This window comes from Rhizobium sp. RHZ01 (genome assembly GCF_014851595.1).
In the GTDB taxonomy this organism is placed as follows: domain Bacteria; phylum Pseudomonadota; class Alphaproteobacteria; order Rhizobiales; family Rhizobiaceae; genus Rhizobium; species Rhizobium altiplani.
The window spans coordinates 46315-59141 of sequence record NZ_JACUZZ010000025.1 but is presented as its reverse complement, the minus strand read 5'-3'; the positions used below and the strand labels follow the sequence as shown (position 1 = coordinate 59141).

The 12827-nt window shown below is 60.9% G+C and carries 14 protein-coding genes; 8 read left to right on the top strand and 6 right to left on the bottom strand.

Features of this window, described 5'->3' with window-relative positions:
• Position 1 precedes the first annotated feature (1 nt).
• The 4 genes from IB248_RS23105 to ruvC form a co-directional block, all read right to left on the bottom strand.
• Positions 2–565: a DinB family protein gene (locus tag IB248_RS23105; RefSeq protein WP_192241695.1), complete on the bottom strand. Its 564-nt coding sequence runs from the start codon at positions 563–565 to the stop codon at positions 2–4.
• A 36-nt stretch (positions 566–601) separates the two neighbouring features.
• Positions 602–1642, bottom strand: coding sequence for a Holliday junction branch migration DNA helicase RuvB (gene ruvB, locus IB248_RS23100; protein WP_007527359.1), 1041 nt, complete (start codon positions 1640–1642; stop codon positions 602–604).
• Positions 1643–1721: 79 nt separating this feature from the next.
• A complete protein-coding gene (ruvA, locus tag IB248_RS23095) occupies positions 1722–2339 on the bottom strand; it encodes a Holliday junction branch migration protein RuvA (RefSeq protein ID WP_018858853.1) in 618 nt (205 codons plus the stop codon).
• Positions 2340–2373: 34 nt separating this feature from the next.
• Positions 2374–2886, bottom strand: coding sequence for a crossover junction endodeoxyribonuclease RuvC (ruvC, locus tag IB248_RS23090; protein ID WP_018858852.1), 513 nt, complete (start codon positions 2884–2886; stop codon positions 2374–2376).
• Between the two features lie 241 nt (positions 2887–3127).
• Here ruvC and IB248_RS23085 point away from each other — a divergent pair, with 241 nt between their 5' ends.
• The 8 genes from IB248_RS23085 (at position 3128) to IB248_RS23050 (ending at position 11732) form a co-directional block, all read left to right on the top strand.
• Positions 3128–5443, top strand: a complete 2316-nt coding sequence (locus IB248_RS23085) for a methyl-accepting chemotaxis protein (protein WP_192241694.1) — start codon at positions 3128–3130, stop codon at positions 5441–5443.
• Between the two features lie 133 nt (positions 5444–5576).
• Entirely contained in the window at positions 5577–6578 is a 1002-nt protein-coding gene (locus tag IB248_RS23080; protein ID WP_026372006.1) for an LLM class flavin-dependent oxidoreductase, read from the top strand.
• A gap of 192 nt (positions 6579–6770) precedes the next feature.
• Positions 6771–7157 carry a cytochrome c family protein gene (locus IB248_RS23075; RefSeq protein WP_026372005.1) on the top strand — a complete coding sequence of 129 codons (387 nt, stop codon included), beginning with the start codon at positions 6771–6773 and terminating at the stop codon, positions 7155–7157.
• A gap of 145 nt (positions 7158–7302) precedes the next feature.
• On the top strand, positions 7303–8112 hold the full coding sequence (locus tag IB248_RS23070) for a cytochrome c oxidase subunit II (RefSeq protein ID WP_018858848.1): 810 nt from the start codon (positions 7303–7305) through the stop codon (positions 8110–8112).
• 55 nt (positions 8113–8167) lie between these two features.
• Positions 8168–9943 (top strand): cytochrome c oxidase subunit I, encoded by a 1776-nt coding sequence (gene ctaD / locus IB248_RS23065; protein WP_018858847.1) that lies wholly within the window; start codon positions 8168–8170, stop codon positions 9941–9943.
• A complete protein-coding gene (locus IB248_RS23060) occupies positions 9940–10650 on the top strand; it encodes a cytochrome c oxidase subunit 3 (protein WP_018858846.1) in 711 nt (236 codons plus the stop codon). The genes ctaD and IB248_RS23060 overlap by 4 nt, the downstream gene beginning before the upstream one ends.
• Before the next feature lie 10 nt (positions 10651–10660).
• Entirely contained in the window at positions 10661–11386 is a 726-nt protein-coding gene (locus IB248_RS23055; protein ID WP_018858845.1) for a heme-copper oxidase subunit III family protein, read from the top strand.
• Positions 11387–11396: 10 nt separating this feature from the next.
• Positions 11397–11732 (top strand): cytochrome C oxidase subunit IV family protein, encoded by a 336-nt coding sequence (locus IB248_RS23050; RefSeq protein WP_018858844.1) that lies wholly within the window; start codon positions 11397–11399, stop codon positions 11730–11732.
• Between the two features lie 16 nt (positions 11733–11748).
• On the opposite strand, the gene IB248_RS23045 is transcribed toward IB248_RS23050, so the two are convergent.
• A complete protein-coding gene (locus IB248_RS23045) occupies positions 11749–12111 on the bottom strand; it encodes an SH3 domain-containing protein (protein ID WP_018858843.1) in 363 nt (120 codons plus the stop codon).
• A 3-nt stretch (positions 12112–12114) separates the two neighbouring features.
• Positions 12115–12603, bottom strand: a complete 489-nt coding sequence (locus tag IB248_RS23040; protein WP_018858842.1) for an invasion associated locus B family protein — start codon at positions 12601–12603, stop codon at positions 12115–12117.
• Between the last annotated feature and the right edge of the window lie 224 nt (positions 12604–12827).

Here is a 12827-nt window from a genome sequence, read left to right as displayed (position 1 = left end):
GCTAGCGCATCAACTGCTCTTCACTCCAGCCGAGAGCGGCGATATCGCCGCTCCGGAAGCGACCATCATCGGCAACGATGAATTCATCGAGCTGCGGTGGATGTACGCTCGTTCCTGCCAACATCGCATGAACCTGGCCGCGATGATGCGTCTGGTGTTGGAACAGGTGGTTCAAAACGTCTTCCATCCGCTCGCGCTGAATGCGCCCCGAACGATGGATCTCGGTCGTCGACGCCAGCTTTTCCGGCGTTGCCGGCTCGCAAAGCGCGACCAGCCGACGATCGACTTTGGCCTGCTCTGCGGCAAGCGCCGCGATGTCGTCGAAAGGCTCCTCGACATCCCAGGCGGTAGGCCCAAGCATGCCGCCTTCGAGCGCATCAACGTAAAACCAGTCGACCGTCAGAATATGGTTGAGCGTCGCCTTGATCGACGGAAAGAAGCTTACGCGTGCCGCCTCGAACTCTCCCGGCTTCAACCTGCTGCAGGCTTCATGCAGGCGATGGTTCGCAAGCGCATTGTTATAGGCAAGCTTCCGTGTGGTCCTGCATGGGTCGAAAGTCGGCATCGGTAACTCCGTTTCTTGACGGGCAACCCGCAAGCGTCAGTCGTCCTCCTGGAACAAGCGAAACTGTGCCGCTTCCAGATCCTTTGGGGGCTGCATGCCGAGGTGCTTCCAGGCCGTCGCGGTCAGGACGCGGCCGCGTGGGGTGCGCTGAATGAAACCCTGCTGAATCATGTAGGGCTCGATGATGTCCTCGATCGCGTCGCGTGGTTCGGAAAGCCCTGCGGCGATGGTTTCGATGCCGACGGGGCCGCCGCCGAAATTGACCGCGATCATGTTGAGGTAGCGCTTGTCGAGCTGGTCGAGGCCCATGTTGTCGACGAGCAGCCGGGTCAGCGCCTCATCGGCAATCTCGCGGGTGACGGCTTCAGCCTTCGCCACTTCCGCGAAATCGCGCACGCGCCGCAGCAGGCGACCGGCAATACGCGGCGTTCCACGAGCGCGCCGGGCGATTTCCCGTGCACCCTCGTCGGTCATGGGCAGGTTCATCAGGCGTGCGCCGCGTCGAACGATCAGCTCCAATTCCTCGACGGTATAGAAGCTCAGGCGGACGGGAATGCCGAAACGGTCGCGAAGCGGCGTGGTCAAAAGGCCAAGGCGGGTCGTTGCTGCAACGAGGGTGAATTTCGACAGGTCGATCTTGACAGAGCGCGCGGCTGGTCCTTCGCCGATGATGAGGTCGAGCTGGAAATCCTCCATCGCGGGGTAGAGGATTTCCTCGACGGCCGGGTTGAGCCGGTGAATTTCGTCGATGAAGAGCACGTCGCGCTCTTCGAGATTGGTCAGTAGAGCGGCGAGATCGCCCGCCTTGGCAATAACCGGACCGGACGTCGAGCGGAAATTGACGCCGAGTTCCTTCGCCATGATCTGCGCGAGCGTCGTCTTGCCGAGGCCGGGCGGGCCAACGAAAAGGACGTGATCCAGCGCCTCACCACGGTTCTTCGCCGCCTCGATGAACACCTTCAGGTTTGCGCGCGCTTCCGCCTGGCCGGTGAACTCGTCCAGCGACTGCGGCCGCAGCGTCACATCCAGGTCTTCGCCTCGTTTCTCGGCCGATATCAGGCGCGCGGCTTCACTCATGCTGGCATTTCCCAATCTTCAAACGCTCGTGACCAATACACCAAGCCGAACGCTTTTGGCACCCGCTCGGGCAATTGGATCAGCGAGCCAGTTCCTTCAACCCAAGGCGGATGAGCTTGGCGCTGTCGGCGCCTTCACCGGCGGTCTTCATTGCGGCGGCAACGGCATTGGCAGCCTGGTCGCGGGAATAGCCGAGGTTCGTCAGCGCGGATACCGCGTCGGCGACAGGGGCAGCGGCAACACCTTCACCGAGCTCCTGCTTGAGGCCGATGGTGGCCGACGCTTCTCCGGCGAAGGCCGGCGCCTTGTTCTTCAGTTCGGTGACGATGCGCACGGCAACCTTGGGACCAACGCCCTGAGCGCGGGCGACTGCCGTGCGATCCTGCAGCGCGATGGCGTTCGCCAGTTCGCTTGGAGGCAGGGTCGAAAGGACGGCGAGAGCCACCTTTGCACCAACGCCCTGTACGCTCTGCAGGAGAATGAACCACTCTCTCTCGAGCGCGGTCATGAAGCCGAAGAGCTTCAGCTGGTCTTCGCGAACATAGGTCTCGATGAAAAGCACACAGGCCTCGCCCACCGAGCCGAGGCGGGAGAGCGTGCGTGCCGAGCAGAAGGCGACGTAGCAGACGCCGTGGACATCGACGAGGACGTAGTCATCGCCGATTTCATCGATGGTGCCTTTGAGCTTGCCGATCATGCAAATGGTCCGTTCGGTGGGTTTTCAGTGAAGATTAGCCGGCAAGCGCCGCCTGCCGCATGCGGCTGCTGCCGCGGTTATGAGCGTGGCAGATGGCGATGGCCAGCGCATCAGCCGCGTCGTTGCCCTTGAATTCGACCTTGGGCATCAGGATTTTCAGCATCATGTGGATCTGCTGCTTCTCGCCGTGGCCGACACCGATGACCGCCTTCTTGACAGCGTTTGGCGCATATTCGGCGACGGGCAAACCGGCGCGGGCAGGGACCAGCATGGCAATGCCGCGTGCCTGCCCGAGTTTCAGCGTTGCAACGGCGTCCTTGTTGACGAAGGTTTGTTCGACGGCAGCCTCGTCAGGCTGATAGCTGTGCACGACTTCCGCCAGGCCATCGTGCAGCTGGCAAAGGCGCGAGGCCAGGTCCAGGTCGCCGTCCGAGGTGACCGTACCGGACGCGACGAAGCGCAAGGAATTGCCGAGCGTGTCGATAATTCCCCAGCCCGTGCGGCGCAGGCCCGGATCAACGCCGATGATGCGAATCGTATTTTGCATGCTTCACCCTATTGCACTCGCCAAATAACTGCCATCGATATGTGAACAAAACAAAAACATTCCTTGTTTTTGCCACGCGCTGTTTACGGCAATTTAAGCTCCATAGCCGACTTTTGATCCACAAAATGTCAGAGGAACTCCCTTCTCAGGAAGGCAAGGTTCCCGTTTTCTGTTTTCAGGTCAGCCGGCAGGATGTTCCACGCTCTGCCGGTATGAGCCGTTCCGGAAGGGTTCATCGTTCATGGTTCAGAGATTTAAATCCCTGTCCTTCAAGGTCATCGCGACATTTATACTGCTGACCGCACTGTCGATTGCGGTCATCAACGTGCTTGCTTACTTCGCCAGCAGCCGCATTTCCGGTGAGCAGGCACTCAAGGCCAAGGAGAGCGTCCTGATCTTCCGCGGCGACATGCTGCAGGATCAGCTTGAGCAGTTGGAAAACCAGGCGAACTCGATTGCGCGCATCGAAGCGTTGCAGATGTCGATTACAAGCCTGAAGAGCGGTTGGAAGACAATCGAGAAGACGTCGGGTGATGCGCGCGCCGAATTGAAGAAGGTGTTCATCACCAACAATCCGAACCCGGCCGACCAGCGCGAAAAACTGGTGAAGCCGCAGGCACCAAGCGGCTTCTACTACTCCAACCATGAAACGACGCAGGGTGAAGTGGCCCGCGACCTGGAGAATACCGCCTTCAGCGACCTGCTGATCGCCGATCTCGATGGCAACGTCCTCTACTCCTACAAGAAGAACGACGATTTCGCGGAGAACCTGAAGACCGATGCATGGAAGGCGACCGGCGCCGGCCTTGCCTTCGCCAAGGCGATCGCCAACACCGCAAAGGCGACTGACGATTCCGCCCCCACCGGCTTTTCCGGTCTTCGCGTCGACGCGGCGAACGGCAAGTCGGCAATCTTCTATGCCGTGCCGATCGTCAAGCTCGGCGCGGCGAAGGGCGTGATGCTCTTCAAGGTCCGCGACAACATCATCACCAGCATTCTCGCCAAGGGCATCGTGTCCGGTAGCACGGCGCAAGCCGCTATCATCTCGGATGACGGATCGGCGATCGGCGTAAACTCGTCCGGCCAGCTGGCAACGCTCGATACCACGCCTTTCACCTTCGCGAAGGACGCGCTGTCGGCCAAGGGCATGACGGTCGACGACTTCGATCGCGCCGATGGCTCGGCACGAGCCTATGTTCGCGGCATCGATTATCAGGGCTCCCGCTTCCTCGTCGTGGAAAGCGTCCGCATCAGCGAACTCAATGCTGGCTCGCTGGAGATCGCCACGCTCCTGACGATGATTGCGTTTGGTGTTCTGATCATCATGGCCGTGGCAACCTGGGCCATCACCAAGCTGCTGTTCTCGCCGCTTGCCCGGCTCGCGGACGTCACGCGTGACGTCGCCGACGGCAACCTCGAAGTCGAGATCGGCAGCCAGAACCGCGGCGACGAAATCGGCACGATGGCCAAGGCATTGGCGCGGTTCAAGCAGTCGCTTGTCGAGAGCCGCGACCTGGAAGCTGCCAGCAACGAAACGCGGGCTCGCGCGGAGCGGGATCGCCAGCAGCACATGGCTGAGCGCGAGGCGGAAGCACGGACCCTGCAGGAAGTCGTCCAGGCGATCGACGAGGGCCTGCATCACCTTGCCAACGGCGATCTTGCCCATCAGATCGAGACCCGCTTCCCGAACGAACTCGAAGGCCTCCGGGTCAACTTCAACGAGGCGCTGGCTACCCTCAGCGAAACGATGACGGCGATCGGCGGCAACTCCATGGCCGTGCGTTCGGGTTCCGAGGAAATGCGCACCGGTGCCGATGAGCTTGCCGGTCGGACCGAGCGGCAGGCCGCCTCTATCACCGAGACCGCGAATGCGATCGATGCGATCACCCAGTCGGTCCGCGTTCAGATCGAGCGTGCGGAGCAGGCCGAACGCATCGCCCGCGACGCCAAGCGGGAGACGACCGGCTCCAGCCAGATCATGCGCGAGACAATTGCCGCGATGGAGGCGATCCAGGCGTCGTCGCGCCAGATCAATTCGATCATCGCCGTTATCGATGCGATCGCCTTCCAGACCAACCTGCTGGCGCTCAATGCCGGCGTCGAGGCTGCACGGGCAGGCGAGTCCGGTAAGGGCTTCGCCGTGGTCGCCATGGAAGTGCGCGAACTGGCACAGCGTTCATCGAGTGCCGCAAAGGAAATATCGAGCCTCTTGCAGAAGTCCACGCATGAAGTGGAGATGGGCGTGTCGCTCGTTGAGCGTGCCGGCGACGCGCTGACGGGGATCGGCAGCCATGTGGAGGCAATCAACGGCCAGATCAGCGAGATCATGGAAACGACGCGCGAGGAAGCCGACACCCTGCGTCAAATCAACTCCGCGGTCTCAGAGCTTGATGCGATGACGCAGCAGAATGCCGCCATGGTCGAGGAAACGACGGCTGCGATCCATCGGCTCGCGACCGAAGCGGTCGAAATGGACCGGCAGCTGGCGAATTTCACGCTGGCGCAGGCGGAACATCACCAGGGCGCCGAGGTACACCTGCTGCGACGTCGGGCTTGAACCGTGATCGGCAGATGAACGAGGGCCGGGAGACCGGCCCGGGAGACCGGCCCTTTTTCTTTCCCGCTCGTTTGGAATGGGCCGAGCGGCCACCTACATAGACCTGTCCTTCCAATTACCGACAGGCTTCGTCATGGTTCCCTTCTCCATTCTCGATCTCTCTCCTGTTCCAGAAGGCGGGACGATCCGCCAGTCGCTCGAGAGTTCGGCGCGCATGGCGCAGAAGGCCGAAGGGTTCGGGTACAACCGCTTCTGGCTTGCGGAACATCACGGCATGCCGGGTATTGCCAGCGCGGCTACGGCGGTCGTGATCGGCCACGTCGGCGCGGCAACCAAGCGGATCCGCATCGGCTCGGGCGGCATCATGCTGCCGAACCACTCGCCGCTTGTCATTGCAGAGCAATTCGGAACGCTGGAAGCGCTGTTTCCGGGCCGCGTCGATCTCGGCCTGGGGCGTGCGCCCGGCACCGACATGCGGACCGCCCAGGCCCTGCGGCGCAATCTCGATGCGGGGGCCCAGAGCTTTCCGAACGACGTGGTCGAATTGCAGCAGTTGCTGGGCACGCCGATCGAGAACCAGGCGATCCTTGCGGTTCCCGGCATGAATTCCAACGTTCCGATCTGGCTTCTGGGTTCCAGCCTCTACAGCGCGCAGCTCGCCGCGATGTTGGGGCTGCCTTATGCCTTCGCCTCGCATTTTGCGCCGGACTCGCTGCTTGATGCCATTGACATCTATCGCAGCCGCTTCACACCTTCCGCCATGCTCGACAAGCCCTATGTCATGGTTGGTGTCATGGGGTCCGTTGCCGCAACGGATGAGGAGGCGCAATACCATTTCACCTCGGCCCAGCAGCAGTTCGTCAATCTGCGCCGCAATGTGCGTGGCCAGTTTCCGCGGCCGGTCGCCGATATGGGGAGCTTCTGGTCCCCGATGGAGAAGCTGACGGTCGAGCACACGCTGCGCTATGCCGTCGTCGGGTCGCCGAAGACCGCGGAGGCAAAGCTCACCGAATTCCTTGCCGAGACGCAGGCGGATGAAGTGATCATCTCCATGCCGATCCACGATATCGAGGCGAGATTGAAATCGGTCGAGCTTTTCGCCGGGCTTGGAAACTTCCTTCGCGCTGCGGCCTAATGCCGCGCATCGCGGGCGCTTCGTGGCCTACAGCCATTTGTGCGAATTGACTTAACGCAGCCGGACCATAGCTTTGCTTGATCACACATGTCGTTTGCACAGCGTTGTGGCGACGCAAGTGTGATGGACGGCGCACGCCGCAAATCGCGCGCGCGGCCGGTTTCGAGCAACCTTTGGAGGATGAGGATTGCTATGCGTTACCACGGTCTTGCTGCTTTGATTTCACTGATCTGTCTTTCCGCCTCGTCTGCAATCGCCCAAGAGGGCGACGTGGCGGCCGGGGAAACGGTCTTTAAGAAGTGCGCGGTCTGTCATATTGCCGACACCGACAAGAACAAGGTCGGGCCGTCGCTGAACCACCTGTTCGGCCGAACAGCCGGGACGCATCCGGATTTTGCCTATTCAGCGGCGATGAAGGCGGCGGGCACAGCCGGGTTGGTCTGGGACGAAGCGACTCTGCGCGATTATCTTCACGACCCAAAGTTGAAGGTTAAGGGTACGAAGATGGTGTTCGTCGGGCTGAAGGACGACGGCGATATCACCAATCTGCTAGCTTATCTCAAGCAATTCTCGAAATGAAATCAGCTTATTGATGTAGAGGCAGACGGCTCGTTGGCGTCATTTCGCGCCATTGCCGTGATGTTTTGTTTATGAGATAGTCCTAACGCAAGTGCCAGCGGATTGCGGGTAATTTCCACAGCCGGCCGGGCATTGGGAGGAACGCATGGTTGTCGTGCTGGTTCTCGGTCTGATCGTCATCGGGTCGGTGGTTTTCCACCTGCTCAGCCCGTGGTGGTGGACTCCGATCGCTTCGAACTGGAACTACATCGACAATACCATCATCATTACATTCTGGATCACCGGCATCGTCTTCGTCGCGGTGATCTCCTTCATGGCCTACTGCATCTTTCGTTTCCGCCATCGGCCGGGCAATCGGGCCGCCTACGAGCCCGAGAACAAGCGTCTGGAATGGTGGCTTGCCGGCAGCACGGCCCTTGGTGTGGCAGCGATGCTGGCGCCTGGTCTCGTCGTCTGGAACCAGTTCGTGACGGTGCCGCCGGATGCTGGCGAAATCGAAGTCGTAGGGCAGCAGTGGCTGTGGAATTTCCGGTTGCCGGGCGCCGATGGCAAGCTCGGCAGGGCAGACAATCGAGCGGTGACCGCCGACAATCCGCTCGGCGTGATCAGGAACGATCCGGCTGGCCTCGACGACATCATCATCTCAGGCGCCGAACTGCACTTGCCGATCGGCAAGTCGGTCCGCGTACACCTGCGCTCGATCGATGTGCTGCATGATTTCTACGTTCCCGAGTTCCGGGCGAAGATGGACATGATCCCCGGTTCGGTCACCTATTTTTGGTTCACGCCGACGCGGACGGGCACCTTCGAAGTGCTGTGCGCGGAGCTTTGTGGCGTCGGACATCCGCAGATGCGAGGGACTGTCGTCGTCGACGAGCCGGACGCCTACCAGGCGTGGCTCGCGCAGCAGCAGACGTTTTCGCAGCTGATGGCAGCGGTTGAACCGGCCAAGTAGGCCGGCGTTGCGGCCGGGGGAGCGGCCGTAACGGGAGGAGGAAGGAAGGCATGCGATGGTTGATATTCCAACCAGTGCCGGCGATGTTATCCCACCCGCCGAGGTGGCGGATGTTGAGCTCTATCATCCGAGGAGCTGGTGGACGAAATACGTCTTCAGTCAGGATGCCAAGGTCATTGCCATTCAGTATTCGGTGACGGCCTTTTCGATCGGTCTGGTGGCGCTGGTGCTGTCGTGGCTGATCCGCCTACAGCTCGGTTTTCCCGGCTATTTTTCCTTCATCGATGCGGATCATTATTACCAGTTCATCACCATGCACGGGATGATTATGGTGATCTATCTCCTGACCGCGCTTTTCCTCGGCGGCTTCGGCAATTACCTGATTCCGTTGATGGTCGGCGCCCGCGATATGGTGTTCCCCTATGCGAACATGCTGAGCTACTGGCTTTATCTGCTGGCCGTGATCGTGCTTGTTGCGGGCTTCTTCGCCCCTGGCGGACCGACGGGGGCCGGCTGGACGCTTTACCCGCCGCAGGCACTGACGTCAGGTACGCCAGGCGGGCGCGACTGGGGTATCATCCTGATGCTCTCGTCCCTCATCATCTTCATCATCGGCTTCACGATGGGTGGCTTGAACTATGTCGTCACCGTGCTGCAAGGGCGGGCGCGCGGCATGACGCTGATGCGGATGCCATTGACAGTATGGGGCATTTTCACAGCAACCGTCATGGCGTTGCTGGCTTTCCCGGCGCTGTTCGTCGCCGCCGTCATGATGCTGTTTGACCGGCTGCTCGGCACCAGCTTCTTCATGCCTGCGATTGTCGAAATGGGAGAGCAGCTGAAATCCGATGGCGGTAGCCCGATCCTGTTCCAGCACCTCTTCTGGTTCTTTGGGCATCCGGAAGTCTACATCGTCGCGCTTCCGGCATTCGGCATCGTCTCCGATCTTATCAGCACGCATGCGCGCAAGAACATCTTCGGCTACCGCATGATGGTCTGGGCGATCGTGATTATCGGGGCGCTGAGCTTCATCGTATGGGCGCATCACATGTATGTCAGCGGCATGAACCCGAATTTCGGGTTCTTCTTCGCCACGACAACGTTGATCATCGCCGTGCCGACCGCGATCAAGGTCTACAATTGGGTGCTGACGCTGTGGCGGGGTGATATCCACCTGACGCTGCCGATGCTGTTTGCCATCGGTTTCATCGTGACCTTCGTCAATGGCGGGCTGACCGGACTGTTCCTCGGCAACGTCGTGGTGGACGTGCCACTGTCCGATACGATGTTCGTGGTAGCGCATTTCCACATGGTGATGGGCGTCGCGCCCATCATGGTGGTCTTCGGCGCAATCTATCACTGGTATCCGAAGATTACCGGGCGGATGCTCGACGAGGTTCTCGGTCGGATCCATTTCTGGGTTACCTTCATCGGCGCCTATGCGATCTTCTTCCCCATGCATTATGTAGGCCTGGTGGGCGTGCCGAGGCGCTATTTCGAGCTTGGCGACACGGTTTTCATTCCGCCTTCGGTGCATGACCTGAACATGTTCATTTCGGTCGCGGCGCTTGTCGTCGGGGCGGCGCAGATGGTGTTCCTGTTCAATATCATTTGGAGTCTGTTCCGCGGTCGCGAGGCCGGTGGCAATCCGTGGCGAGCGACGACGCTCGAGTGGCAGACTCCTCAGACGCCGCCCGCCCATGGCAACTGGGGCAAGGAGCTTCCGATCGTCTATCGCTGGGCCTACGACTACAGTGTACCCGGCGCTCCCGAAGACTTCATACCCCAGAACCAGCCGCCTATGGCCGGAGTGTCGAGGGCGCACACATGAGTGTGGTTCTTGTCTTTCTCGCGGGAATAGCCGCAATCGTCATCTGGTGGCTGTCCGGGCAGAGGATGATGTCGAAGCCATGGATGGAGGTCGGCACGCTTGATGATATCGCGGGACCGGCGAAGCCGCCGATCCCGACCGCCAAGATCGGCCTCGGCATTTTCCTCGCGGTGGTCGGCGCGCTCTTTTCCCTGTTGGCCAGTGCTTATCTTTCGCGAATGAGCGGTGCGGATTGGTGGGCAATGCCCGTTCCTCGGCTTCTTTGGGCGAATAGCGCTGTCTTGATTGCCAGTTGCGCGGCTCTGCAATGGGCGGTGGTTGAAGCGCGCCGGGGCGCCGGTGACGGCCTGCGGCTTGCGCTTGATATAGCGCTGGCGACCGCAGTGCTCTTTCTTGCCGGGCAGGTCGTCGCCTGGCTGCAGCTGGTCGCGGCCGGATATGTCCTTGCCGATAACCCGGCAAACAGTTTCTTCTACATGCTGACGGGATTGCATGGCCTGCATATCCTCGGTGGGCTGGCAGTGCTTGCGCGAACCAGATTGCGCTTGCTCGCAGGCGGCACCGCCGCTTCCGCCAGGCTGCGCCTCGGTGTCGAGCTCTGCGCCACCTACTGGCACTTCATGCTCGTCGTGTGGCTGCTTCTCTTCGCGCTTTTTACCGGCTGGGCAAACGACTTCGTCGATCTCTGCCGCCAACTCGTTTCTTAAGGGGTGGAAGATGGCCGAACTGACCCGAATGCAAACCGACGACGTCGCCATGGGGCCGCCCGCCGGCCTGCGCGGCGTGGCGGCCGACTTTGCCTCGGACCAGCGGGCGTTCAAGAACGTCTCCTGGGGCAAGGCCATGATGTGGATCTTTCTCCTCAGCGATACTTTTATCTTCGGCTGCTTCCTGCTGGCCTATATGACCGCGCGGATGTCGACGCCGGTTCCGTGGCCTAATCCGAGCGAGGTCTTCGCGCTCAATATCGGCGGCCAGGAGGTCCCGCTGATCCTCATCGCGATCATGACCTTCATCCTGATCAGCAGCAGTGGCACGATGGCCATGGCTGTCAATTTCGGTTATCGCCGCGAGCGCGGGAAAACGGCCGCTTTGCTGCTTCTGACCGCCGCGCTCGGCGCGACCTTTGTCGGAATGCAGGCTTTCGAATGGACGAAGCTCATCACCGAAGGCGTGCGCCCCTGGGAAAACCCGTGGGGCGCGGCACAGTTCGGATCATCCTTCTTCATGATCACCGGTTTTCACGGGACGCACGTGACCTTCGGCGTAATCTTCCTGCTGGTTACCGCGCGCAAGGTATGGCGCGGGGACTTCGATACGGGCCAGCGCGGCTTCTTCACAAGCCGCAGGGGCAGCTATGAGAACGTCGAGATCATGGGCCTGTACTGGCACTTCGTCGACCTCGTCTGGGTCTTCATCTTTGCCTTCTTCTATTTGTGGTGAGGTCGCATCCATGGCACAGGCACAAGCACACTCCGGCCAACAGCATCCGATCAGGCTCTACCTCGTCGTCTGGGGATTGCTGTTCGTCCTCAGCACCTTCTCCTATCTCGTCGATTATCTCGGTATCCAGGGCTATCCCCGCTGGACGCTCATCATCGTGTTCATGATGCTAAAGGCCGGACTGATCGTTGCCATTTTCATGCACATGGCCTGGGAACGGCTGGCGCTCGTCTACGCGATATTGCTGCCGCCGCTGCTCGTCCTCGTCTTCGTGGCGATGATGGCGTCGGAGTCGCACTACACGATCTTCACCCGGCTTGCCTTCCTCGGCGGGGCCGGTCCCTGAGTCGGCCGTTGCAGGGCTACATGATCTTCTCGTTCGGATAGACGCCCGATAGGGCGGACTGGCGAACGAACCCGCCGACGTCATGGCCGGTCACCTCGACATTGCACCATGTACCATCACATGAGCGGACGGCGACCCGGACGCGCGCCGCGAGCTTTGCAACGGCATTCGCCGAGGCGCGCGGTGTAGCGCGGATCGGCACCGGCGAGGCCATCCAGGGGCCGATCAGCGCAGTACGGTGGCTGGATAGCAGCGCGCGATGCATGCAGCCGGAGATGCCATCGGCGGATGTCATTTGGCTGGAGAGCACGATGCCGAGCAAGCAGCCGGCAGCCAGCACGCCCAGCCGGTGTGCTGCACGGTATCGACGGCGTGCCATGGCCTAGTTGCAGGATGCCATGCGCTTCAGGGCAGCGGTCACCCCGTTCAGCGAATAAGTATAGGTGGTCGCCGTGCCGCGCTGGGAGACCGCTTCGACCGTCATGTCGCTACCGGAGCGCATGGCGCTGATGACGTCATGCTCGCGCGATTCTTCAAGCACCCAGGCGGACTTGCCCCTGGTGAACATCGTAAACGTCTTGTCGCCGATTGCGATCTTGGCCCGGGAGCCGGGCTTCAGTTCGTAGCCCATGATCGCTTGCGGCTCATATCCGGCGCCCGGCGCCCGACCGATCACGAAGTAATTGCTGCCATGATCGACGCTTGCCGGTTGCTTGCTTGTCGGCACTGTCAGCAGATAGCACACCCTCTCGCCGCCCTTGCTGTAGGAATAGACGCCCCAGTCCTCGAACTGCTTGACCATTGTCGGCTGCGCATGGGCGGCAATTGCACCGGCAAGAGTGAAGGAGAGTACGAGAGCTATTCTTTTCATGGGCATTTTCCCCGCCGAAAGTGTGAGAGACGCTGGTCTTGGAAAAGACCGGCTGGAGCGAACGCGGCGCATTCAAGTCGGCGAGGGTTACCGAGACCTTAATGGCGGGCTGGGGGTAACGAACGTGTGACCGATCGATCGCCTGATGTGAATGGACGGCCAAAACGAAAGGCCGGTCATGTCTTCCATGGCCGGCCCGCAGGCCTAAGGCTCCTCTTCGCCTG